Genomic DNA, 24338 nt, shown 5'->3' with positions numbered 1-24338 from the left:
GCTGCGCGTATTCCCGCTGCAGCCGGTGCAGATTGACAACGGCGGCGCGTCTTTCCTTCAAATGCTTCGCGACTTCCTCGGCTTCGTCAAACGAGCGCGGCTCAAACAAAACCATTTTCGTATCCGAAGCGAGCTTGGTTACGCCTTTCGTCTGCGGCTGTTCATATTTGACGGGAACGGCGATCTCGTCTTCTTCTACTTCCAGTTCTTCCTCATCGTAATCATCGTCGACCGGAGCGATGAAATTCTTCATTTTATCTAATACTCCCATGGTTTGCACCTTCCTTTAATTCTCGTTCATTATATCATAAATCTGCGCAAGGGAATACCGAGTTCACAGAAATGAAAGGATTTCAACCGCCTTTTTCACACGAATTTTAGCGAAAAAGAACGAAATTCCGGCTTCTGTTTTCCAAAGCTTTCCAGCCGTTTACTCCTTCCCCTTGCCGCTCTTGGTCCGCGGATGGATCAGGATCACATCTTCACCGACGCTGACGACCTGGTCCAGGCAGACGATGATCCGCGCCGGCGGAAATAAAAACGCGAACAACGAATGAAGCCAGCCGGTATTCCTGCCGACGAGAAACGATTGAACCTGGTAGTTGGTCAGCGATACATCCAAATCTTCGACGCGGCCGATCAGGGTGCCGTCCTGAACATTGACGACCTGTTTGTCCTGCAGTTCACTGAATTTCATAGTTATCACCTGTTTTCAGTGTATGCCGCTGGCGGATTTTTGTGCAAACGATCGAATCGGCTCCTAAAAAATCGAAAAGGGTCAGAAATTCTTTTTCAGACATTGCAGCGCGCTTTTTTCCAGGCGCGACACCTGAGCCTGGGAAATTCCCAGTTCAGAGGCGATTTCTGTCTGCGTCTGGCCTTGATAGTAGCGCTTGTTGATAATCTGGGCTTCCTTATCGCTTAAATGCTTCATGCTTTCCTTCAGTGCGATCAGACTGGAAAGCTTGCCGATCTCATCGTGATCATCCTTGATCTGATCCAGCAGATACAGCGTGTCGCCGTCGTCGTTATAAATCGGCTCAAAGATGCTGACGACGCTCTGCAGCGATTCCAGGCTTTCCGCGATGTCTTTTTCCTTAACGCCCATGATTTCCGCCAGCTCCGCCAGCGAAGGCTCACGCTGGTTCGCATGGATGAACGCTTCCTTTTCCTTCAGCACCTTGTACGCCAGATCCTTCAGATGCCGCGAGACCCGGATCATCTGATTATCCCGCAGGTAGCGCTTAATCTCGCCGATGATCATCGGGACGGCGTAGGTTGAAAAGCGGACTTCATGGGAAAGATCGAAATTATCAATCGCCTTGATCAGTCCGATGCAGCCGATCTGAAACAGATCGTCCATGTTTTCCGTGCGGTGCGCAAAGCGCTGAACAATCGACAGAACAAGCTTGAGATTGCCGTTGATCAGCTTCTCCTTGGCCGACAAATCGCCGTCTTGCAGCTGAATGAACAGCTCCGTCATCTGCTGACTCTTTAAAACCGGCAGCGTCGCCGTGTTGACGCCGCAGATCTCTACTTTATATTTACCCATTGACCCGGACCCTCCTGATGTGCGTAATGGAAGTTTTCCCGGGCTGCAGGGGAATATTCCCGCATTCCTCTGGCACTCTTTGGAAGAAAAGGGATGGTCAACCGGCTGGAAATTCGGTACAATAGAGCACAGAATGAGATCAGGAGGGACATCATGGGTTTTACAATCAGACAAGCGCAGCCGGAAGACTGCGTAACGATCGGCCGGTTCATCCGGTTGATTGCGGAATATGAAAAAATGAGCGACGAGGTCGTCTGGGACGACGCTACGCTTTACGACCAGCTGTTCGTCGAACGCAGGGCGGAAGTGCTGTTAGGCGAGGAAGACGGTCAGGTCGTCGGCTTTGCTTTGTATTTTCACAACTTTTCAACGTTCGTCGGCCGGAAAGGATTATATCTGGAAGATTTGTACGTCCTGCAGGAAAAACGCGGCCGCGGTTACGGCAAGGCGTTCTTCAAGCGGCTGGCGGAGATTGCCGTCGAGCGCCGCTGCGGCCGGATGGAATGGGTATGCCTCAACTGGAACGCTCCGTCGATTGCCTTTTATCAAAGCCTGGGGGCGGAAGGCCTGACGGAATGGACGACCTGGCGGCTAAGCGAAGACAAGATCCGTCAGCTGGCTGGATTGTAAGCTGAGAAATTCCAATTTTCATCCACTAATGCAACAAATGGAAACAGTTCGCTGAAACATAGAAAAAAGAACGGGACTTTGATTTCAGAGTTCCGTTCTTTTCTTGTTATTCAGGCTCAGGATCGAAGCTGCGGCAAAGCTCGCCGCAGCCGGATTTCTTAGCGGCTAAGATCGATCCGCTCAACCTGCAGCTTCTGATCCTTAATTGTCAATATCATCATCGTCAGTTCCAGATTAAACCGCTTTCGCCCGCAGCTGCCGGGATTCAGCCAGCGCACCGTCCCAAGCTGCTCATCGCAAAGCTGGTGGGAATGACCAAAAATCTTCAGATCGGCCCGCACGCAGTCCAGCGAACGGCGGCTATGCGCCATCGCAATCTGCAGTCCCCCGCAGACAAACTCATCTACCGTCGGCAGCCGTTCAAAAAAAGGATCTTCGTCATTGTTGCCCTGCACGCCGCGCAGCGGTTTCAGTGCGTTCAGCGCTTCCCAGATTTCCGGTTCGCAGAAATCGCCCGCATGCCAGATTTCATCGCAAGTCTTTAACAGTTCGATCACCTGCGGACGCAGGACGTTGTGCGTATCCGAGATCAAACCTATTCTCATTGCCGCTCATCCTCCCTTGTGTCCCTTATTATACGCCAAACCCCAAAAAAACCGCAGCGAATCCAGCTTTGTTTGCGGATTTCTGCGGTTTTTTACCATTTATTCGACGGCGGTTTCCTTCGCCTTGTTCGCCTTGATGACCTTCAGGCGGGAGAATTCCTCACGGTCTTTTTCTTCCAGCGATTCCGTGATGAATTTCACGGTCGCTTCCAGATTCGGAATGCTGATATTCTTCAGCGCGTTAGCCCGCTTCTGCGTCTTGCGGATCGCATTGGCCAGCCGGTACACGCTGTTGTCGACCTCCGCCAGGATGATCGTCAGCTCCTTGACGCGGTGAAACTGCAAGTACGCTTCATCGACACGGGAGTTCGTGCCTTCAAAGCCATACTCCATTTTCGTTTCCGACGGTTCGATGCTGACGGACGGCACCTCGACGCCCATGACTGAGCGGTAGGTGACATGCACGCCGGTTTCGACATGCACGCTGGCGGCGATATCGGAGATAATGCCGGTCGAGACGTTGGCCTGCTGCAGAAGATAATACGCCGTCGCATAGCTCTGGGTAATCTCATCACGCAACATTTTAACCTTATCGACTAACTGCATCATTTCGCGGATCAGCACGTTCCGTTTGCGGTCCAGCAGATCATAGCCCATCCGGGCCAGCGCCAGCGACTTTTTGGAAGCGATCAGGTTGCCCTTGGTCGGGAATACCTTGTTTTCCATAAGCCTACTCCTGACCGCTTAGATTCAGCATCCGCGCGGCCCGCTTCGGATCGTAATTTTCCTTGATGACTTCCGGATCCAGACGGTCCAGCGCTTCGATCGGCAGCGTGGACAACAGCGCCCAGCCCAGATCGAGCGTTTCGTTGATCGAACGCTTGGAATCAAAGCCCTGACCGACGAAGACCTTCTCAAACAGACGGCCGAACGCCATGTATTTCTTATCCATATCCGACAGCTCATCCTCACCGATAACCGATGCCAGCGAGCGCGCGTCCTGCACCTTGGCGTAGCAGGCGAACAGCTGGTTGGACACATCGGCATGATCCTTGCGGGTAAAGCCGTCGCCGATGCCGTCTTTCATCAAACGGGACAAGGAAGCCAGCACGCCGATCGGCGGATAAATTCCCGTCTGGTGCAGCGAGCGGTCCAGTACGATCTGACCCTCGGTGATATAGCCGGTTAAGTCCGGAATCGGATGGGTGATGTCGTCGTTGGGCATCGTCAGGATCGGAATCTGGGTGACTGAGCCTTCCACGCCCTCAACGATCCCCGCTCTTTCATACAGCGAAGCCAGATCGGAGTACAGATATCCCGGATATCCCTTACGGCCCGGAATCTCACCCTTGGAACTGGACACTTCCCGCAAAGCTTCGCAATACGAGGTCATATCCGTTAAAATAACCAGAATGTGCATGTTCTTTTCAAACGCCAGATATTCCGCGGCCGTCAAAGCACAGCGCGGGGTCAGCGTCCGTTCGATAATCGGGTCGTTGGACAGATTGATGAACATGACGACCTTTTCCATAACGCCGGTTTCCTCAAAGCTGCGCTTGAAGTAATCGGCGACGTCGTTCTTGACGCCCATCGCGCCGAACACGATGCCGAAGTTCTTTCCGTCGCCCTCGGCCAGCTGTGCCTGCCGGACGATCTGAACGGCCAGCTTGTCATGCGGCATACCGGAGCCGGAGAAAATCGGCAGCTTCTGCCCGCGGATCAGCGTGTTTAAACCGTCGATGGCGGAGATTCCGGTATTGATATAATTCCGCGGATATTTCCGGGCAACGGGATTGAGCGGCTGACCGTTAATGTCCAGACGCTTCTCCGCGTACACCTCGCCCAAACCGTCGATCGGCTCGCCGGCGCCGTTGAAGATCCGGCCCAGAATTTCCTGGGATACCGCCAGCTCCATCGGATGGCCTAACAGCCGGGTCTTGTTATTGGTCTTGGACAATCCGGTCGTGCCTTCAAACACCTGGATAATCGCGCGCCGGCCCTCGATCTGAACGACGCGGCCATTGCGCACAGAGCCGTTTTCCAGCTCGATTTCAACCATTTCTTCATTGCTGACATTCTTGACGTTGTCCAGGGCAACAAGAGAACCGTTGATTTCATTCAAACCCATTAATTGAACGCTCATCTGTTTTCTCCTCCTATTCCACCTGGGCCAGAGCCTGATCAATCATCTCAAAATAACCGTCCAGAAGCTCCAGCTGATCATTCGGTACGTCGTATTTGATCTTGACGACCTTGTCGATAATTCCGGTCTTGGCAATCAGCGATACCGGAATCCGCTTGGCCACCAGCTTTTTGGCCTGCGCGTTGAGATACGAAATAATCTTCAGCATCTTGAACTGTTTTTCAAACGGCACATAAGTATCAGCCGGATGGTAAGCGTTCTGCTGCAGATACCCGACGCGGATCACCTTGGCGATTTCCATTGTCAGCTTCTGATCCTCCGGCAGCACGTCGGAACCGATCAGCTTAACAATTTCCATCAGCTGGTTTTCTTCATGCAGAATCGCCCGGATTTCCTGACGCAGCGTGTTGAATTCCCGGTCGACGTTCTTGTCGTACCAGCGCGCCAGGTCATCCAGATATTCGGAATAGCTGTCGTTCCAGTTGATTGCCGGATAGTGACGGGCATACGCCAGCGACTTATCCAGCGCCCAGAAACAGCGCACAAACCGCTTGGTATTCTGGGTGACCGGCTCAGAGAAGTCCGCGCCCTGCGGCGAAACCGCGCCGATAATCGTGACGGAACCCTCAGCTCCGTTTAAAGTTTCAATATAGCCTGCGCGTTCATAGAACTGCGAGATCCGCGACGGCAGATACGCCGGGAAGCCTTCTTCCGCCGGCATTTCTTCCAGACGTCCGGAAATTTCACGCAGCGCTTCCGCCCACCGGCTGGTGGAGTCGGCCATGATCGCAACGTGATAGCCCATATCGCGGTAATATTCCGCCAGCGTGATGCCGGTGTAAATGCTCGCTTCACGCGCCGCGACCGGCATGTTGGACGTATTGGCGATCAAGACTGTCCGCGCCAGCAGCGGCTTGTTGCTTTTCGGGTCGATCAGGTCCGTGAATTCCTCCAGAACCTGGGTCATTTCGTTGCCGCGCTCGCCGCAGCCGACATATACGATGATGTCGGCGTCGCACCATTTCGCCAGCTGATGCTGGGTCATCGTCTTGCCCGAGCCAAACCCGCCCGGAATGGCGGCCGCGCCGCCCTTGGCGATCGGAAACAGCGTGTCGATGACGCGCTGGCCGGTGATCAGCGGACGGGTGATCGGCTTGCGGAAGCCGACCGGCCGCGGATTGCGGATCGGCCATTTCTGGGTGAGCGTCAGCGCATGTTCTTCGCCCTGATCGTCGCGGATCCGCACGATCTCGTCGTTGATATGATATTGCCCGTGATCAGCGACGAAAATAACCTCGCCTTCCGGAAGCATCGGACTGAGCATGCAGCGATGCTCGATCAGCTCGGTTTCCGGGCAGGTCGCATAGATCTGTCCCGGACGCAAACGATCGTGCAGCTTGACCTGCATCGTCACGTCCCACAGTTTTTCTTCATCCAGCGGGGAAACCGTCGTTCCGGCGGCAATGAACGCGCCTTCGGTTTCCATCAGCTCTTTTAACGGACGTTCGATGCCGTCGAAGATATTTTTTAGAATTCCCGGCCCCAGCGTCGCAGACAACAGAGATCCGGAAGGCCGAACCGGTTCGCCCGGTTTCAGACCCGTGGTGGATTCGTACACCTGAATCGTCGTGTACTGTTCATCAATGCCGATGACTTCCCCCATCATTTCCTTATTGCCGACAAAGACCATTTCCTGCATGGAAAAGTCTTTGGAATCCTTGACGGTGACAACCGGTCCGTTGATTGAATAGATCAAATTGTTATTCAATGTCTTCACCTCGGTTTTCGTCGTATTACAATGTGAATCCGGAATTGTTCTGGAACCACTCTTTCTGATTTCTTAATGCGTTGTCCAGCGTTTCGTCGATTTCAAAGCCCTCTGACGGACACATAAAGCGCCATCCGCCAAATTCCAGATACGCTGTTTCCACCGGCTGGGAAAAGCCCTTGCGCTTTAAGATTTCGCGCATCAGCGCTTCGTCCTGTTCGCGTACGATGAACGTTCCGGCCTTGCCGGCGATCTTCGCGTGCTTATCCAGCTTCTTTTCGAGTAAATCCGCGTAAGCGGAGGAAGCCGCGAACGCTTTCAGCTCGTCAGCCACGCTGTCGAACAGCTCCGAGGCCATCGCCTGGCGCTGCGCCAGTAGATCCCGCTTGATTTTCAGCTTGGCTTGGGAGGTCTTCGTGGCTTGCAGCAGCTCCAGCTCGCTGATTTCTTTTTCTTCGTAATGCCCGGTTTCCTTATGCAGCGATTCCGTGAAGAAATGAATCTCCTCGTCCTGCAGCTGCTGTACCTCAGCGTGAATCTGATCGGTAACCAAGCCGGCCTGATCCTGAATGTCCTCCAGGATCGCCGTGAGCGCTTCTGTCTTCTCTGCCATTGTTTTCACCTCACAATTTGATGCCGATCGCTTCGCTGATGTAGCGGTCGATCGTTTCTCCGATTTTGGCTGACCCGTGACGATCTGGAATTTCGACCAGCAGCGGCTTGGACAGCCGCAACTTGTAATCGGATACCACGTCCGGGCAGGTGTTGACGATTTTCGTAGTCATTAACACGATCGCGATTTCCGGGTCCTCGATCGCTTTGTTCAAAGCGGCCAGCACCTCGTCCCGTTCGTGGACCACGACGCCTTCGACCCCGGCTAAGCGCATGCCCATCTGGGTATCAATATTGTCACTGATCAAATAAAGTTTCATGACAATCCCCGATCTTACAGCTTATTGATGATCAGGATGGAAATCAGCAGACCGTAGATCGCAACACCTTCGCCCAACGCGACGAAGATGATCGCCTTACCAAAGTTTTCCGAATTCTCCGAGATCGCTCCGATCGCTGCCGGAGCCGCGGAAGCCACCGCCCAGCCGGCGCCGATTGCCGAACAGCCTGTCGCCAGCGCCGCTGCGATAAAGCCCATTCCCTGAGCTAAAGTGCCGGTGATGGAATTGGCGGCCGCCGTGCCTTCCGCCAGCGCATGGACGCCGCCGAACTGGAACAGGACAGCTAAGACGAAGACGCCGCCGAAGACGCAGATCTGCGCGATCAGCTTGGTTTTCAGGTTTTCAGCGGAAGCGCCCTTTTTGTAGATGAAGAACAGCGGAGCGATCACCAGGATCACGGCGATCAAAGGCAGCAGCATTTCAAGTAATGTTAACATGGTTTATTTTCCTCCTTATGCATTTTCCGATGAGATCATCGTAAATTTCTTCCCGTTGCCGACAAAGTAACGGCTGAACATTTCATAATATTCCAGACGCAATGTCTGAATGCCGACGATCAGACCTTCTAAGCCCATGACAAACAAGTTGCCCAGCACGAAGACGACCGGTCCGGCGTTGCCGGTCATTTTGACCAGCGTCATGACGACGAGCATCATGCCGGCATGGCTCAGAACGAAACCGCCGACACGCAGATAAGACAGGGAATTGGTGACGAAGCTCAGAATGATTTCCAGCACTTCAAACACTTCTTCCAGCGCAAAGTTGCCCCAGCCCTGATGCGGCGTCAGTCCCTCGCCCTTCATTAAGCCGTTTAACGGTTCCTTCATGAAGAACAGGACGACCGGCACGCCGATGAACAGGATCATGAGCGGCTTGCTTCCCGGATTAAACGGCAGCATATCCGGCATGAACATGCCGATCAAAAACAGAATGATATAGCCGTAGAAAATAAATCCGGCCACGCCGTTCTGCGAGAACAGCGCTTCCGCCATCTCTTTGCGCTTGATATTCAGATAGATATTGATGATCATCGTCATCAGGATCAGCACTGCGCCGATCGCGACCGCGCCGATCAACAACGGCATCGTCGCACTGGCGTCCATGACCTCAAACAGCTTCTCGCGAACGCCGAACAGGCTCTGATGCACCGGATTGAGCAGTGTTTCCACGCCGAAGACCGATCCGAACAGGAAGCCGAAGATCATCGACGTCAATCCCGCCCGGCCGACAATGCCGGCGAGCCGGTTATGCTTGATTTTTTCCAGCAGCAGACCGCCGATCAGAAGCAGCGCGCCCTGACCGAGATCGCCGAACATAATACCGAACAACAGGCAGAACGTGACGGCCACAAACGGCGTCGGATCCAGATCGTGATAATTCGGCAGACCGTACATCTCGACGAACATCTCGAACGGACGGAACAGCCAGGCGTTGTGCAGCATCGTCGGCGGCACCAGCTGCGGCGCCGTTTCCGGTTCGGCCAGATCAACGCGGACATTCAGCCCGTCAAACAGCCGGACAAACTGATCCGCTGTTTTTGCCGGCACAAAGCCAGCCAGCTGATAATCGTCCTGCACCTGCACGACATAGCGGTACAGCTTACGGATTTCGCTGGTATAAGCGCAATAGGAATAAACCTCCGTCAGCTTTTCCTTATACTGTTCCAGGATTTTCTTTCCGTCGATGCGCGGAATTGGAATTTCCTCAATGAACAGGCTTTCCATACATTTTCTGACTTCTTTAACGAAGGTGTTGGACGTCGCATACAGGATCCAGACGTACTGGCCGCTTTTATGCAGCTCCTCAACGACGAAGTTCTTCTTTTCGATCAGACTCAGCTTTTTGAAGCTTTCCGCCGGCAGACGGCCCATTCCGAACGAAATATACTGGCACTCATGCATCGCCTCAAATCCATAGCTCCGCACTTTTTCCAAAGCGATTTCATCGTTGTCCGTCAAGGTCATCAGCTCGTGCGTATCTGCGATCATCGCAAACTGCTCGTTGACTTCCTTGATAAACGCTTCAATTTCCGCTTCTTCATAGCTGCGGCTGACCGGTCCGGCTTTCAGCTCGAAACCGACGCTATGGCCAATATTTTTCAGCTGGTTCAGGTATTCGTTGTAGACGTTTTCGTCCTGCAGCGCCTTGCCGCCGTTCTCATCGTTGATCAGATGCGCCGCCGGTTCCGGATGGAACTGGGCGTAGGACACGCAGCGTTCCAGCACGTCCTGAAACTGATCGGCTCCGGCATGCACCGTCGCCAGCTTCATTTTTACGATTGACATAAGCTCCCCCTTTCTTCTTAATAAATCAACAGCCGGTTAATCTTATCGGCCGGGATTCCATAGCGGACACCCTCGATAATATCAACGACGTTTTGAATTTCCGTTTCCGACAATACCAGATACGCGATCAGCACGATGTCCGGATTGGTCGAAAACATCATGTGCCGCTTGTTCAGGTTATAATTGATCGACTGCGCGTGATATTCAATATACGCGAAGTTGGAAGAATCCAGATAGTTGTGATAAGCGGAACGGGCCAGCCGTTCCATGAATTCCTCAGCGTTGCAGTGATCGATCATATCCTCTAATTCCCGTTTCGGTATCCGCAGGTAAACCGGATTGATGACTTTTTTGATCTGCGCGGGCGTCGCGTTGAAATACCGTTTAGAACGATAGATCCGCGTGATGTTGTCCAATTCGATCTGGGTCAGGAAAATTTCCCGGATCTCCTTTTTCACCTTGCCGCTGAACTCCTGATCGACGATCTTCATGACCTGATCGTAGAAATATTTCCGCAGGACGCTTTCGCAGGCCGTATAATCAAAATCTTCCATGTTCGTCACGGAGAACGGCCGGATCAGATCGGCATACGGCGTTTTAGCCAGCACCTCCAGCAGCGCGCTGAAATCGCGGACCTGGGCCAACGCCCGGATATCGAACGACGTACTCTTTTCGATATACAGCGGCAGCTCGCCGATCATCTTGTAGTTATCTTCATCATTAAAGGCGCGGATGCAGGCCATGATCTGCTCGACCTCGCTCATCATGATGCCGTAGCGATAAAACTTATCCCCACTGGTACTGGCATACCGTAAAAGCCGGGACAGCCGGGTTCCCAGATCCCGCCGGATCAGCATTTCCAGCTGACCGCGGTGCAGTCCGGTCTCACTGTATCCTTCCAGCGCTTCCCGAAACAACGTTTCGTTCTTAAGATAAGAAGCGATTTCCGGAATTGATTTCTTCTGCAGCAGCTGCTGATAATCCGAAGCCGTCAGCCGTTTTCCAAACATCGCCTTGGCTTTGGTCGCCATCGCTGCATTCGATGCGGTTCCCATGGCACCCCTCCTTTTTAACTTGGTCGTTCGCTGGCCTGTTTAGATTTCCAAACAGCGGCGAACCAGCTCTTTCCGCCATTCCTCTTTCTTCTCCAGATAATGGGCCTGAAGCCGTTTCAGCTCCTGCTCATATTCTTTCAAATTCTCGGATTCCACCTGACTGATCTGATAATCCAGCTCGGCTTTTTTGGCGTCGACCCGCTGGTGAACTTCCTTCCACGCGTCTTCGCTGATCTGCTTCTCCGTATCGGCGATTTTCCGCTTCAGCTCAAACTTCATCCGATGCGCTTCTTCCACCGCTTCCCGCGTCTTCTGATCCGTTTGAATCAGATCCAGGATTTCAGATTCCATAGCACGACCTCCCTCCCTTGTCTAAAGCACGCCATTTAGTATATTCCTTTCAAAATCAATTTTCAATAATGGAAAAATTGAATCCTTAAATTTTACCGCATTGACTAAAAATCGTACCAATGTTGAGAATGATATTCTTAAAAATCCGGAATGAAATATGACAATTCTGTGAAATTAGTTTCATCTTTCGCACAGGATTTGATATAATAGCCCACGAGGTGGCGTATGAAAAAAAATCAAAAAGCTTTATTGAGCTTCACGTTGGCAGCGCTGGTTTTCAGCGCCGGATGCGCCTTTTTTTCTGACAATCCGTTGTTGACGTTTATCGATGTTCTGTCGATCCTCAGTCTGGTTCTGCTTGTCGGGGGACTGGTTGAGTTTTTGATCCACGGCGGTTATTTTGATTTTATGACCTATTCGTTTTCTTCGGCGAAGAACTTGTTGACGCGGCATCCTGAGGCGCAATCGCAGCGGTATTTCGATTACGCACAGAAACAGAAAGAACGCCGGGGAACCAGCGAACATTTCCTGCTCAAGCTGTCCGGCATTCTGCTGGGACTGAGCATTTTGTTAACGATCCTGTACGAAGTGATCTAACCCAATTGGTTTATCTCGCCTGCGGAGATCCGCGTTAAACGCCTGCGGGAAATTACGTTAGGAAAATACGAAAAAAGCTCTCGGCTGAGAGCTTTATTTGCATATGGCGGAGAAAGAGGGAGTCGAACCCCCGCAGGCTTTCACCTCTGCCAGTTTTCGAAACTGGTCCCTTCGGCCACTTGGGTATTTCTCCGTGTGCCTTCTTATTATACAAAATTCTTTTCAAAAAATCGAGTCCTAAATTAAAGAAATGCAAAAAAAGTTCAAAGGCGTTAGAAATGATGAACGATCCTGAATACGGCAAAGCTGAACAAAGCGGAGAAACAGGGAAGGTTCGCTGCCCCCTTTTGTTGATTTCCGAAATCAACTTGCTTTTGCCATTAACCCATTAGATCCATTATTTTCTAAACCATTTTATATCTTAGATTCTATTTTTCTTTTAACGTATCTCACTAAAAAAAATGGAATGCCGTCGCAACGTCACTCCTACAAAAACATATCTGTTTTTTGTTTCCGATATTATTCTATATCGCCATGGCTCATCTGTGTCAATCAAAGTTTTCAATCTGTTTCTTGCTTCTTTGCTGAACGCATTTCAGACTACAAGGAAGCAAAAGCATGATAACTCGAAAGCCCTAAAATAATATCCTGAATTCTGAGCGACTTCAAATTACATCAGCAATTTTAAGTTCTCTTCTTTTATCTTTTGCGAATTTTATAGAAGACCGTTAATTACTTTAATTGAAAAATCATAATTACTTTGAATTAAATCATTGTTAAAGAAGTATTCTTTACGCTTTACCATTCGGATAAAGAATAATTCTCTCAATTCGCATATTCTATGATGATAAACATTCTCGGAAACAATGTTTTTAGTATAAAATCTTAAGTGCATATCGATCGTTGATAATTCTTTTAAATAGCCGAAATCCAAATTTATATACTTTCCCAAATTATTTGTTTTGTCTGATTTCATGATTATCTTGATTGTGCATTTTTTTCAGGCTTTTAACTTCGAAAAAAGGACGCATTCGTACGTCCCTTATATTTTTCAGACCTGACACTCTCTATGCTAATAAAACCGCGCGCAGCGCATTGAGGAAAAACTCCGGCTGGTCGATCATCGTATTATGTCCGGCATTCGGAATCAGGATCAGCTGCTTCCGCGGTGCTTCGATTCCTGCGAAATATTCCTGCGCGATCGGATACGGTGTCTGCCAGTCCTGATCGCCTAACAAATAGTAGACCGGGACTTCGTAATGCCGGTCCAGCGCTTCCAGATCAAAGCCCGTCAGTTCCTGAAGCAATGGCAGCTGCAGCTTGAAATCGAGGTTGAAGTAGACTGAAAACTCGCCGGGGTTAACGTCGGGCGCCGCCAGCATTTGCCACAGAGCTTTCAGCGAGATCGGCGCAGCGAGATGATATTTCCGCTGCATCCTGCGCACCACCATCATTTTATCCATCATTTCCTGATCAAATTGCGTTTGGGGATACGGCGTCAGCGCCAACAGCCGCTGGACATCGTGATCCGCTCCGGCAATCCGCGCTTTCTGCAATACCTTCTGATAGCCTGTTTCTTCGTTGCGCCGCATACTGACAACCTGACCGACGCCGACGTAGGCTTTCACACGGTCAGGATACTTGCGAATAAACATCGTGCCCAGCACGCTGCCCCAGGAATGACCGAGAATGAATATTTTATCCTGATGGTATTGGGCGCGCAGCACATCGCAGATCTCGCGCGTGTCCTCGATCAGCTGATCCAGCGTCAGTGAAGAAGCCAGCTCCTCCTTCTGATCCGCGTTGATCTGCAGCGTCTTGCCGCACAACCGCTGATCCCAATTCACCACCGTGAAATACTTCTCCCATTCACGCTGATACAGATAGCGCGTCGGCATCGCGGATTCACCCGGCCCACCATGCAGAACTAACAGCACCGGATTTTCATCGTTTTCCGTGCGATGCACCAGGTACTGTTGAATGCCGTTGATCATCCGGTATTCCTTCAGCTCAAACCCGGTGTCGTGATCAAAGCGCTGCTTTCGCTGATTAGCCTTGCGCTGCACGGCATACGCCATTCCCACCGCAGCGGCGGTGCCGAAAGTTGTCAGTAAACATTTTGTACTGAGTTTCATGTATGAAGTCCTCCTTTATTGGATTACCCGTTCCACGCTGACCACGCTGTTCACCTTTTTGAGATTGGCGATCAGCGTTTTTAAATGATCGTAATCGTCGACCAGCAGCATGATTTTCGTCGATACCGTCAATTCTTCCTGATTGACGGAGGAATTGATATTCTGCAGCGATGCTTTGCATTGCGAGATGACTGTCATCAGATCGGTTAACAGGAAATTTCGGTCGTGGCTGTAAATCTGAATCGTCGCTTCATATTTGCGTGGTTCGCGGCGGTCGTCCCATTCCACGTCGATCAGCCGTGATTTCTCGTTGGCGACGTTCGGACAATCGCGGCGGTGAACCTTGACGCCGTTGCCCTTGGAGATATAACCGACGATTTCATCGCCCGGGATCGGGCTGCAGCAGCCGGCCAGCGAAATCATCATCGACTCGATGCCCGGCACGATGATGCCGGATTTGCTCGGTGCTTTACGGGCCGGGGAAAAGGAACGGCTGACCGTTTCATTATCCAGAATGATCGGTTTCTTCTGATTCGTCAGTTTTTCAATAACACTGATGACCGAGATCGACTTCACGGCGATCCCGTACATCAGATCGGTATAGGAGCCGACCTGAAACACCGTCAGAATGCTTTCAATCTTTTTCCGTTCAAAATAATCTTTTTCCGGATAGCCGCGTTTTTTCAGCTCGTCGCGGATGATCTGTTCACCCCGTTCGACAAACTCCTGTTTTTTCTCAACTTCCTTTTTCTGCAGGAAGCCGCGGATCTTGTTTTTCGCATGGTTGGTCTTGACAAATTTCAGCCAGTCCTCGCTTGGCCCCGCCGATTGCTTTGACGTCTTGATCTGTACGACGTCGCCGGTTTTTAACGGCGTGTTCAGCGGCACCAGCGTTTCATTGACCATCGCGCCGACGGTGGAATGGCCGACCTCGGTATGCACGCGGTAGGCGAAATCAATCGGCGTGGAGCCGTTAGGCAGCTCGATGACCCGTCCTTTCGGCGTCATGACATAGACGTTCGCCTCAAAGATATCCTTCTGCAGCGTATCCATGTATTCGTTCGGATCGTCGCTCAGCAGATCGCCGGTCAGTGCCGACAGATCGCGGAACCACGACAGCTTCTGTTCGATTTCTCGCTGTTCCTTATGCGGATCATACTTCGTACCTTCCTTGTAGCGCCAGTGCGCCGCAATGCCCATCTCGGCGATGCTGTCCATTTCCTCAGTGCGGATCTGAATCTCAAAAATCCTTCCTTCGTCGCCGACGATCGTCGTGTGCAGCGACTGGTACATGTTCGATTTCGGCACCGCGATATAGTCCTTTAACCGCCCGGGGATCGGACGGTAAGCCGCATGGATATAGCCGAGGATTTCATAACAGTTCAGCTTGGTCTGGGTAACGATCCGGATCGCTAACAAATCGAGGATTTCCTCAAACCGTTTGTTCTTTGTCTTCATCTTTTTGTAAATGCTGTAAAGATGCTTACTGCGGCCGAAAATCCGGAATTCGATGTTTTTTTCCTGCAGCATTTCAGATATATCGCGGATCATGTGCTTGACCTGTTCGTCCCGCATCGCCTTTTTTTCTTCGACCAAATGCGCGATCTCATAGTATTTCTCGCGGTCGAGATAGTAAAAGCTGAGATCCTCCAATTCGTTTTTGATCTCGCTGATACCTAAGCGGTGGGCGATCGGCGCGTAGACCTGCAGCGTTTCCGCCGCGATCTTCTGCTGCTTCTCCGGCGGCATGTACTGCAGCGTGCGCATGTTATGCAGCCGGTCGACCAGTTTGATCACGATGACGCGGATATCGTTGGCCATCGCGATAAAGATCTTACGATGATTTGCCGCCTGATATTCCTTCTCGTCCTTAAATTTCAGATTACCGATCTTGGTGACCCCTTCCACCAGCATCGTGATTTCCTCATCGAAATCCGCGCTCATCTGCTCGGCTGAAACGCCGCAGTCCTCCAGCACGTCGTGCAGAAGCCCCGCGCAGATCGTCCGCGGTCCGACCTTCATCGTCGCCAGGATATAACCGACCTGGGCGGCGTGGATCATATACGGTTCCCCGCTGCGGCGGAACTGCCCCTGATGATGTCCCTGCGCGTAGCGGTACGCCTTTTCAATCAAAGCCAGACTGTCCGGATCCTGAATGTAGGTCTTCACCTCATTCATCAGCTCGTCCAGCGTGATCATCGTATTCCCTTTATCCACAACCCATTCCCCCTTTTTTGAGAAAAACCGAAGAGAATCCTCTTCGGCTTATTCGTAGGACATCAACGTAAAGACTTCGTAGCCCGCCAGCGCGTCGCGCCCTTTCAAGCCTTCCAGCTCGATCAGGAACGCGCAGCCGACGACCACGCCGCCCAGTTCTTCGATCATTTTAATCGTGGCCTGAACGGTGCCGCCGGTCGCCAACAGATCGTCGACGATCAGCACTTTCTGCCCCGGCGTGATCGCGTCTTTGTGCATGTGCAGTTCGTTGGATCCGTATTCCAGATCATAGCGGTAGCTGATCGTTTCGCGCGGCAGCTTGCCCGGCTTGCGGACCGGCACAAAGCCGATATGCAGATTCGCGGCCACCGGACAGCCGAAGATGAAGCCGCGGGATTCCGGACCGGCGATCACTTCCGCGCCGACCTGTTCGGCAAACTTCTGAATTTCCGATGTCGCCGCGTGGAACGCTTCGCCGTCGCTCATCAGCGGCGTAATATCGCGGAACAGCACGCCCGGCTGCGGGAAATCAGGAATTGAAGCAATATATTTTTTAAAGTCCATGGATGGATGCCTCCTATAATACCGTTATTATAACAAATTTTTATCAAATTGAACCGTTTTATTCAACAGTTTCCACAAGAATCGAGCATTTTTCCCGCCCGCGGAAGCGATTGATCTGCAGTTGACCGATCCAGCTGGCTGGATGAGGATTGTCCAGCTCCCGGTTAAAGCTGATCGCGTCGATCAAATCGACGCCATTGGTCGTCTGCCACTTCGGATAAACTTCCTTCATTTTGGCGTATTGCAGGATCGTCAGTCCGCTGACCTCAAAGGTCACCGGCTCAAACTGCTGCCCAAACGGAGCCAGCTGATCCAGCTCATGCAGCGCGGTCAGATTGATTTCCTGAGCGCTGACCGGCAATACCTGAAGCGTCGGCTCCGGCAGCGCCAGATCCAACGTTTCCATCTTGGCCAGAATCGCCTGCCTTAACGGTTCCAGCTGATCCGCGGCGACTTCGATGCCAGCGGCCTGAGCATGACCGCCAAACTGGATCAGATAACCGCGCAGATCCTCGAAAAAGACCTGGATATCCAACCCCGGCACGCTGCGCACCGAGCCTTTGTAGCCCTGGGCGCTGGGCGCCAGCACGAGTGTCGGCCGGTGCGTTTCGTTCATGATCCGGCCCGCGACCAAGCCGATGATGCCTTCATGGAATTCTTTGTCCGCAATCACATGAAAAGCGTCTTCAGGATGCATCTGTTCCATCGCCGTTTTGGTCATCTTATCGCTCATCTGGCGGCGCTTCTGATTAATCTGGCGGATCTGCGCCGCTGCGGATTCGATCTGCGCCGGATCTTCCAGCAGCAGATAGCGCACGATGTTGTTGATATTGCACAGCTCGGCCAGCCGGCCGGCGGCATTGAGCTTCGGCACGATCTGGTAGGCAACTTCCTTCTCCGTCCACAGTTCGCATTTCTTGTCATTGAGCGCTTCAATCGCCGTAAACTGGCGCTCGTTAAGATATTTCAGTCCCAGCCGCACCAGAATCCGGTTTTCTTCCCACAGCGGCATCATATCGGCAATCGTCGCGATCGCCGCCAGCATGATCGGTCGTTTGCGCGGACCCGTCATCGCCATCGACAGCTGCAGCGCCACCCCGGCTCCGCAGCAATACTGCCACGGCTTGCCCATCCGTGTCGGATGCAGCAGCGTCAGACATTCCGGCTCCTGCTGGATTACGTGATGATCGGTGACGATCACTTCCACGCCCAGCTGTTTCGCCAGGGTCAGCGCAGGATGCGCGGCCACGCCGTTATCCACGGTCAGGATCAGCGAATAGCCCTTGTCCCTGGCCAGCTGCACGGTCTGCGCGGATAAGCCGTACCCCTCGTTAAGCCGGTGCGGAATGTAAAAACCACTGACAATGCCCGCCCGGTCGAGCGCTTCCTTCATGATTGCCGTCGCGCACAGGCCGTCGGCGTCATAGTCGCCGGCGATCAACACTTTTTCATGGCGCTGGCGCGCAGTGTCCAGGCGTTTTAAAATCTGCGTCAGTTCCGGGCTTTGACAAGGATGCAGCGTCAGATCCTGATTCAGCACCTGGCGGATTTGTTCATCGTCCTGACAGCGGCAGGCCAGCACTTTCGCGCACAGCTCGCTGACGCCAAAATCCTGTCGGATTCGTTGTTCTTCTCCATGGGTTTCAATTCGTTCAATTTTCATATTTTTCACCTATTCACTCTATTTTAGCATAGATTGCGCCGTCTGTCCGGGCTGTCGCTTTCCTTCTGATGCACAAAAGGCGGCTCGCGCCGCCTTCCTGATGGTTAATCGTTGATGCCTGGAATCGTCAGTTCGTCCAGTTTTTCTTTTTTGACTTTCTTCTTTTTCTTTTCCTTCGGCTTCACATGCGTGCGGATCGTATACCACATCTGCGGCGCGATGAAGATCGAGGAGAAGGTACCGGCGATCAGACCGACGAACATCGCGAAGTTGAACGTGACGATCGCTCCGGATCCCATTAACAGCAGCGCGATGATCGGCAGCAGCGTCGTAATCGAAGAGAAGACGGAACGCACCAACGTCTTGTCCAGCGAATCGTTGACGATCAGCCGGTAATCTGCGTTTGTCAGCTTCGGCTTGCGGCTTTCTGCAATGGATTCGCGGACACGGTCGAAGACGACAATCGAGTTGTTGATCGAGTAGCCGATGATCGCCAGGATAACCGAAATCAGCTCGATGTTGATTTCCATTCTGAAGATGGCGAAGATCGCCAGAACAATCGCAACGTCATGAACCAGCGCGACGATACAGCTGACTGCATAATCCCATTTGAATCGAATCGTAATGTAGATCAGCATCGCTACCCACGCCAGTAAGGACAGCGCGATTGCGTTTTTGACCAGTTCACGGCCGACGACCGGTGTGACGACGTTATCATTCGGCTCAATTCCGTATTTCGCCGTCAGCGTTTCCTTGATCGAAGTCAGCTGATCCTGTTCCAACGCCTGGTTCAGCGTGACGTAAACAACCTTATCGCCGGAAGCCTGCACGCGGCTCGGCTTGTAGCCCAGCGCTTCAAAATCGCTGCGGACCTCATTGGTATTCAGCGTTTCATTGGACGTGACGGTAATCTTCGTGCCGCTGGAGAAGTCGATGCCCAGATTCAGCGCACCCTTGCCGCCGAAACCGTTGACGCAGATCATCACGACAGCGGCCGCCAGGATAATCAGGCTGGTTGTGATAAAATATTTCGCCTTGCCGACAAAGTCGACTTTCTTAAACGGACCGAAATAGAACTGTTCCTGACGCTTGGCCACATCCGGAATATTCGACTGCTTCACGCCGAACCAGGTCTTCTTGTTGTCCAGCGCGCCGGACTTCACGATCTGATTGACTAAGAAGCGGGAGACATACACGTTTAACACCATCGTGCAGAAAACGGTGACCATCAGCATCGTCGCAAAGCCCTTGACTGCGCCGGTGCCGAAGATATACATGATCAACGCCGCTAAGAGCGTCGTGAACTGCGCATCGAAGATTGTCGCAAACGAAGTCGACTGCCCTTCTTTGACGGCATTCTGGACAGAACGGCCGGCGTACAGCTCGTCTTTAATTCGCTCGAAGGTGATGATGTTCGCGTCCACGGTCATGCCGACGCCTAAAACCAGCGCCGCGATGCCCGGCAGCGTAAAGACACCGCCCATGCCGCCGTAAATCGCGAAGACCGCGAAGATATACAGCGCCAGCATCACGTCGGCGATCACGCCCGCGAAACGGTAGACAACCAACATGAAGATCATGACTAATGCCACGCCGACGATGCCCGCCGTCGCGGTTTTGTTAAACGCGCCGATGCCGTAGTCGGCACTGACGACGTTGGAGTAAATTTCTGTCATTTTGACAGGCAGGCTGCCGGAATTGATCAGCTCCGCCAGCTCGCGCGCTTCGCTTTCCGTAAAGCCGCCGCTGATGACGCAGTCGCCGGAAATCGCCGATTTGACCTGCGCCGCGCTGATATACTTCGCTTCGCCCCCGGCCTGCGCTACGGCCGCTTCCTTGACATAGGAATCGCCGTCTTCATAATCCAGCCAGACGATCATAATGTTGTTGCCGGTTCCCATTTCGGAAACCTTCTGCGTGATTTCCGCAAACTTCGCCTGATCGGCAATTTTTAAGCTGACGACCGGCGCGCCGTTTTCATACCCTAAAGAAGCGCCGCCTTCCTTGATGATGCTCGCATCGGAAAGCAGGTTGTCGTTGACGTCGCGGAACGTTAAGTTCGCGGTCGAGGAAATCACCCGCCGGGCTTCCTCCTGATCCTTGACCCCCGCCAGCTGCACGCGGATGCGGTCATTGCCTTCAATCAAAATCTGAGGTTCGCTGACCCCCAGTACGTTAATGCGCTTGCTGACGCTTTCCGCCACTGCGGACATCGCCGGCAAATCTTTGCCTTCCTGCAACGGACTGATCTGATAGACGATCTCAAAGCCGCCCTGCAAATCCAAACCCAGCGTCGTGTTCTTGGCGACATCCTGCGCGAAGATGCCGATCATTGCAAAGATGGCAACAACAGTCACGACGAAGACCGTTAAACGACTTGTTCTTGTCCCCTTTTTCATACGTTTCTTCCTCCTATTAAATCGCTAAACTCTGATAATTCTTGATGATACCCTTCAATAATCGCCTGCTTTGACAAAAAGCGGACAATCTGATCTGCCGATAAAGATAATATATCATTTACAGCCTCGTGTAAAGTCTTCGGTTGATTCCTTTTCCACACCAGCTTCTGCATGACATCCTCAAGATTTTTATAGTTTAGGCCGGGAAGCTGTTCACGCTGCAGCTGCTGCAGCTTCAGCATCAGAGTGAGCTGAATCTGCTTATTTTTCAGATCCAGGGATTCCATCTGAACTCTCCCCTTTCTTAATCATACTTATTTATTATAAATCATACTTTATAAAAAGTGGAGGAAAAAGTAATGAAAAAAGAAATCATTCGATCAACAGTCCATCTTCTTACCCTTTCATTGATCGCAAAAATCCTTTCCTTTTTTGTCCGGATCGCCTGCGCGCGCATTCTCAGCGCCGAGGCGATGAATTATTACAGTCTGACGATGCCGACGACGGTGTTCCTCATCACGCTCGGCCAGATGGGGCTGCCCAGCGCCGTCAGTAAGATCGTCGCTTCGCGTCAGGACTACACACCGGTATTAAAAGCGTCCGTTCTGCTTTCGGTGATCAACAACCTGCTTCTGACGGTCTTTTTCATCATCGTGATCCCGTTGCTGGCGGCCGTCGTCTTGAAGCAGCAGGTTCTGATTCCGGTGCTGCGGGCGGTCGTACCGATCATTCCGCTGGTCAGTATCTCAGGGCTGCTGAAGGGTTATTTCATGGGCCGGCAGGAAATTATCCCGCCCACGGCCTGCCAGATCAGCGAGGAAATCACGCGGATTCTCTTTCTGATCGGCTGCTTCACGCTGGCGCCGACGACCGATCCGGTTAAAATGGCATCGATCGCGGTGTTTTCGATGTCGGTTGGAGAAATGGGCAGCATCGTCCATCTGCTGATCGCGCTCAAACGTAAAAAAAGGGTGCTGCATCACGTCAGCACTCTAAGCGATTCCTGGCATTGGGAGACCGTCAACGAATTGCTCAGCCTGTCGCTGCCGATGACCGGCAGCCGTTTAATCGGTTCCTTGACAAGCTTTCTGGAGCCGATGTGCCTTGTGCTGTTCGCCGGCGTCCTGCTTCAGCAGCAGCTGATCACAACCTACGGCCAGCTTAACGGCTACGTCATGCCGTTATTGACGCTGCCCAGCTTTGCGACGATCGCTCTAAGCAACTGGCTGCTGCCCTCGTTTACCTACCAGGCCAGCCGTCACCGCATGGACCATGCCCGCAAACAATTCTTTCAGATCGGCTTGTGCTGTCTGGGCATCGGCTGCGCCAGCGGACTGACGTTGTTCTGCTTTGCCGAACCGATCTGTCAGCTGCTCTATCACCAGACGCAGATGGTCGGCTTGCTGCGCTCGCTGGCCCTGCCATTTATTCTGTATTCGATCCAGCCCTGCTTAAGTAGCGTGCTGCACGCGCTTGGTCAGAGTCAGAAAGCGATGATCGACACGACCTGCGGCTGTCTGACGCGCTTAGCCTGCATCAGCTTTCTGACGATTCCCTTAGGCACGCAGGCGGTCGGAATCGCGTTAGTCAGCGGGATGCTGGTGACGACCGTGCTGCATCTCGGCCGGGTTCTGCGCTGTCTTTTTCAGGACGAAAAAGCCATTCTTCTGCCACAGGCATAAGAACACATCCGCCGGATCCGAGATGCCTTCGGTTTCCAGCTGTTCGCGCAGCCATGCCTCGTCCTTGCCGATGGCCTGAAGCACCTGCTGCTGCACGATGCCGTCGGAGATCAGCGGATCCTTCCACTTCAGCTTGCTGGCCTCTTTTTTCAGCACGGTCAGCGTGCCGCTGTTTTCCAGGATTGCGAACTGAACCTCCTCCGGTGTGGAAACGTCCTTATCCCGCAGCTGATACATTAAATCGTCGATCGTATAGCGCTGTTTCTTCATCTCCCGCTGGTCGATCATGCCGTTGTAAATGATCAGGCTCGGTTTGCCTTCAAAAAAGTCGCGCCATTTTTTCTTTTTCAAACAGGCCCAGGCGATGAGGATCTGCAGCACCGTCAGCGTCAGGATCGCGATCAGCGCTTTCCAGATACTCTGGTCAGGTTCAGAAATGGACAGAGCGTAAACCTCCGACATGACGAAATAAATGACGATATCCAGAACGCTCAGTTCGCCGACCTCGCGCTTGCCCATCACCCGCAGCGAGATGATGATGATCAGATAGAAAAAAATACATTTTGAAACGAGTTCAACATATTCCACTTTGACTTCCTCCTGTTGACATAATTCAGCATTTCCAGCGTAAGATGGGAGTGAGGTGACATCATGAAACACTTGCTTGACCCCTATCTCAGACTGGCCGCCGTCTTTCTCGGCGGTTCCCTCTTAGTTTCGTTCTTATTCAGCGTTTTATACTATTTTAACTGGATGGGAACGCCGATTTATCAAATTGGCTGTCTTTTATGCGGCGTGCTGCTGTACGCGGTATGCGGAATTCTATTCGCCCAGAAAGCCAAGCGCAAGGTGCTGCTGCAGGCGTTGGTGCTGTTAATCGTGCTGGTGGTGCTGGGCGTACTGCTGATGGAAGAGAAAAGCTGGGCTGCTCTCGGCGCGCTGGCGGCGAAGGGAATCTGTTTTCTGGCCGGCTGCGTTGTGATGATCGGCAAACATAATTAACGGCTTTTCCCTTTGGACGGCGATGAAAATGCCCATCGCCTTTTTTATTGCCTGAGCGCGGTCATCCTTAAAACCTGGACATGCGGCCCGGTTTTCTGGACTTGGATGATCCCCCATCAAAGAGAAAAATCATGGACGGAGCTGCCTGCCGCATTTTAAGCTTTTTGTCTGCAGACGGACTTCTTCCTCGTCTTTGCGTTGTTGAAGCCCAGAACGCCTATAACTTTTCAATTTTACGATCAATCGCTTGAGAATGAATCTGGGTTTTCCAACTAAAAAAGGAAACATCAGGTTCGCTGATCTTTCCTTTATCGTTCTGCTTTTTCTTTTCATCCGGAAGTTCCGGCTTTGTTTTCTCCGCCAAAGGCCGGTGATTCAACCCCTGGGCACTGAATGGCAAACGCTAGTCGTTGATCATCATATTTAAAATGACCTGATCGGTGATCCGCATTCCATCCCGGCTCAGCTTGCCGACAGCGTCGATCGTCTGTTCGATATCATGCTTGATGATGCCGGTATCTTCCTCAAACGCGATGTTGTTGAGCGCCATCTGATGCGCGATCACGCCGCAGCTTAATGCGGAAGCGATTTTGCTGGCACAGGAAGGCTTTGCCCCGTCGCAGATCATGCCGGAAATTGTCCCGGCTAAATTCGTGATTGTCATCTCGATCTGACGCAGATTGCCGCCGGCCAGCCAGGTGATCGCGCTGAACGCGCCGCACGCCGCGCTGACGGCG

The 24338-nt window shown here is 52.3% G+C and carries 25 protein-coding genes and 1 tRNA gene; 4 read left to right on the top strand and 22 right to left on the bottom strand.

Annotation, left to right across the window (positions count from 1 at the left end):
- The 3 genes from sepF to sigG form a co-directional block, all read right to left on the bottom strand.
- Nucleotides 1-271: cell division protein SepF (gene sepF / locus HOLDEFILI_RS15620; protein ID WP_006060824.1), on the bottom strand; the 271-nt coding region annotated here is incomplete at its 3' end.
- A 159-nt stretch (nucleotides 272-430) separates the two neighbouring features.
- On the bottom strand, nucleotides 431-697 hold the full coding sequence (locus HOLDEFILI_RS15615; RefSeq protein ID WP_006060823.1) for a YlmC/YmxH family sporulation protein: 267 nt from the start codon (nucleotides 695-697) through the stop codon (nucleotides 431-433).
- 81 nt (nucleotides 698-778) lie between these two features.
- On the bottom strand, nucleotides 779-1552 hold the full coding sequence (sigG, locus tag HOLDEFILI_RS15610) for an RNA polymerase sporulation sigma factor SigG (RefSeq protein ID WP_006060822.1): 774 nt from the start codon (nucleotides 1550-1552) through the stop codon (nucleotides 779-781).
- Nucleotides 1553-1705: 153 nt separating this feature from the next.
- Here sigG and HOLDEFILI_RS15605 point away from each other — a divergent pair, with 153 nt between their 5' ends.
- Nucleotides 1706-2182 carry a GNAT family N-acetyltransferase gene (locus tag HOLDEFILI_RS15605; RefSeq protein ID WP_039865158.1) on the top strand — a complete coding sequence of 159 codons (477 nt, stop codon included), beginning with the start codon at nucleotides 1706-1708 and terminating at the stop codon, nucleotides 2180-2182.
- 158 nt (nucleotides 2183-2340) lie between these two features.
- Here the strand turns inward: HOLDEFILI_RS15605 and HOLDEFILI_RS15600 are convergent, their stop codons facing one another.
- From HOLDEFILI_RS15600 to HOLDEFILI_RS15555, 10 genes are all read right to left on the bottom strand, one after another.
- Nucleotides 2341-2787 carry a metallophosphoesterase family protein gene (locus HOLDEFILI_RS15600; protein ID WP_006060819.1) on the bottom strand — a complete coding sequence of 149 codons (447 nt, stop codon included), beginning with the start codon at nucleotides 2785-2787 and terminating at the stop codon, nucleotides 2341-2343.
- 99 nt (nucleotides 2788-2886) lie between these two features.
- Nucleotides 2887-3513, bottom strand: a complete 627-nt coding sequence (locus tag HOLDEFILI_RS15595; RefSeq protein WP_006060818.1) for a V-type ATP synthase subunit D — start codon at nucleotides 3511-3513, stop codon at nucleotides 2887-2889.
- A 4-nt stretch (nucleotides 3514-3517) separates the two neighbouring features.
- Complete coding sequence (locus HOLDEFILI_RS15590) at nucleotides 3518-4930, bottom strand: V-type ATP synthase subunit B (protein WP_006060817.1); 1413 nt, start codon at nucleotides 4928-4930, stop codon at nucleotides 3518-3520.
- Nucleotides 4931-4943: 13 nt separating this feature from the next.
- Nucleotides 4944-6698: a V-type ATP synthase subunit A gene (locus tag HOLDEFILI_RS15585; protein ID WP_039865157.1), complete on the bottom strand. Its 1755-nt coding sequence runs from the start codon at nucleotides 6696-6698 to the stop codon at nucleotides 4944-4946.
- 25 nt (nucleotides 6699-6723) lie between these two features.
- Complete coding sequence (locus tag HOLDEFILI_RS15580; protein WP_006060815.1) at nucleotides 6724-7311, bottom strand: V-type ATP synthase subunit E; 588 nt, start codon at nucleotides 7309-7311, stop codon at nucleotides 6724-6726.
- Between the two features lie 10 nt (nucleotides 7312-7321).
- Entirely contained in the window at nucleotides 7322-7630 is a 309-nt protein-coding gene (locus HOLDEFILI_RS15575; protein ID WP_006060814.1) for a V-type ATP synthase subunit F, read from the bottom strand.
- 14 nt (nucleotides 7631-7644) lie between these two features.
- Entirely contained in the window at nucleotides 7645-8088 is a 444-nt protein-coding gene (locus tag HOLDEFILI_RS15570) for an ATP synthase subunit C (protein ID WP_006060813.1), read from the bottom strand.
- Between the two features lie 15 nt (nucleotides 8089-8103).
- Complete coding sequence (locus HOLDEFILI_RS15565; RefSeq protein WP_006060812.1) at nucleotides 8104-9936, bottom strand: V-type ATP synthase subunit I; 1833 nt, start codon at nucleotides 9934-9936, stop codon at nucleotides 8104-8106.
- A gap of 17 nt (nucleotides 9937-9953) precedes the next feature.
- Nucleotides 9954-10991, bottom strand: a complete 1038-nt coding sequence (locus tag HOLDEFILI_RS15560) for a V0D/AC39 family V-type ATPase subunit (protein WP_006060811.1) — start codon at nucleotides 10989-10991, stop codon at nucleotides 9954-9956.
- A gap of 39 nt (nucleotides 10992-11030) precedes the next feature.
- Nucleotides 11031-11342 (bottom strand): hypothetical protein, encoded by a 312-nt coding sequence (locus HOLDEFILI_RS15555; protein WP_006060810.1) that lies wholly within the window; start codon nucleotides 11340-11342, stop codon nucleotides 11031-11033.
- Between the two features lie 225 nt (nucleotides 11343-11567).
- Here HOLDEFILI_RS15555 and HOLDEFILI_RS15550 point away from each other — a divergent pair, with 225 nt between their 5' ends.
- The gene (locus HOLDEFILI_RS15550) at nucleotides 11568-11939 is read left to right on the top strand and encodes a DUF3899 domain-containing protein (protein ID WP_006060809.1); all 372 of its coding nucleotides are present in this window, start codon (nucleotides 11568-11570) and stop codon (nucleotides 11937-11939) included.
- 104 nt (nucleotides 11940-12043) lie between these two features.
- Here HOLDEFILI_RS15550 and HOLDEFILI_RS15545 read toward each other — a convergent pair.
- From HOLDEFILI_RS15545 to HOLDEFILI_RS15515, 7 genes are all read right to left on the bottom strand, one after another.
- Nucleotides 12044-12132: transfer RNA gene (locus HOLDEFILI_RS15545), tRNA-Ser, on the bottom strand.
- Nucleotides 12133-13006: 874 nt separating this feature from the next.
- Nucleotides 13007-14074 carry an alpha/beta fold hydrolase gene (locus tag HOLDEFILI_RS15540; RefSeq protein WP_006060806.1) on the bottom strand — a complete coding sequence of 356 codons (1068 nt, stop codon included), beginning with the start codon at nucleotides 14072-14074 and terminating at the stop codon, nucleotides 13007-13009.
- Nucleotides 14075-14089: 15 nt separating this feature from the next.
- On the bottom strand, nucleotides 14090-16273 hold the full coding sequence (locus HOLDEFILI_RS15535; protein ID WP_006060805.1) for a RelA/SpoT family protein: 2184 nt from the start codon (nucleotides 16271-16273) through the stop codon (nucleotides 14090-14092).
- Nucleotides 16274-16339: 66 nt separating this feature from the next.
- Nucleotides 16340-16855: an adenine phosphoribosyltransferase gene (locus HOLDEFILI_RS15530; protein WP_006060804.1), complete on the bottom strand. Its 516-nt coding sequence runs from the start codon at nucleotides 16853-16855 to the stop codon at nucleotides 16340-16342.
- A 58-nt stretch (nucleotides 16856-16913) separates the two neighbouring features.
- Nucleotides 16914-18518, bottom strand: a complete 1605-nt coding sequence (locus HOLDEFILI_RS15525) for a single-stranded-DNA-specific exonuclease RecJ (RefSeq protein WP_006060803.1) — start codon at nucleotides 18516-18518, stop codon at nucleotides 16914-16916.
- A gap of 104 nt (nucleotides 18519-18622) precedes the next feature.
- Entirely contained in the window at nucleotides 18623-20917 is a 2295-nt protein-coding gene (gene secD / locus HOLDEFILI_RS15520) for a protein translocase subunit SecD (RefSeq protein WP_006060802.1), read from the bottom strand.
- Nucleotides 20914-21204, bottom strand: coding sequence for a post-transcriptional regulator (locus tag HOLDEFILI_RS15515; RefSeq protein WP_006060801.1), 291 nt, complete (start codon nucleotides 21202-21204; stop codon nucleotides 20914-20916). Before HOLDEFILI_RS15515 ends, secD begins: the two co-directional genes overlap by 4 nt.
- Before the next feature lie 72 nt (nucleotides 21205-21276).
- On the opposite strand from HOLDEFILI_RS15515, the gene HOLDEFILI_RS15510 reads away from it, so the two are divergent.
- Nucleotides 21277-22599, top strand: a complete 1323-nt coding sequence (locus HOLDEFILI_RS15510; RefSeq protein WP_006060800.1) for an oligosaccharide flippase family protein — start codon at nucleotides 21277-21279, stop codon at nucleotides 22597-22599.
- Here HOLDEFILI_RS15510 and HOLDEFILI_RS19000 read toward each other — a convergent pair.
- Nucleotides 22501-23187 carry a DUF421 domain-containing protein gene (locus HOLDEFILI_RS19000; RefSeq protein WP_039865153.1) on the bottom strand — a complete coding sequence of 229 codons (687 nt, stop codon included), beginning with the start codon at nucleotides 23185-23187 and terminating at the stop codon, nucleotides 22501-22503. The genes HOLDEFILI_RS15510 and HOLDEFILI_RS19000 overlap by 99 nt on opposite strands.
- Before the next feature lie 63 nt (nucleotides 23188-23250).
- On the opposite strand from HOLDEFILI_RS19000, the gene HOLDEFILI_RS15500 reads away from it, so the two are divergent.
- Nucleotides 23251-23601 (top strand): hypothetical protein, encoded by a 351-nt coding sequence (locus tag HOLDEFILI_RS15500; protein ID WP_006060798.1) that lies wholly within the window; start codon nucleotides 23251-23253, stop codon nucleotides 23599-23601.
- 403 nt (nucleotides 23602-24004) lie between these two features.
- Here the strand turns inward: HOLDEFILI_RS15500 and HOLDEFILI_RS15495 are convergent.
- A partial coding sequence (locus tag HOLDEFILI_RS15495) for an L-serine ammonia-lyase, iron-sulfur-dependent, subunit alpha (RefSeq protein WP_006060795.1) occupies nucleotides 24005-24338 on the bottom strand: 334 nt, incomplete at its 5' end.

The organism is Holdemania filiformis DSM 12042 (assembly GCF_000157995.1).
GTDB classification, from domain to species: Bacteria; Bacillota_I; Bacilli_A; order Erysipelotrichales; family Erysipelotrichaceae; genus Holdemania; species Holdemania filiformis.
The sequence above is the reverse complement of the archived record's forward strand: the minus strand, read 5'-3'. Positions and strand labels throughout refer to the sequence as shown.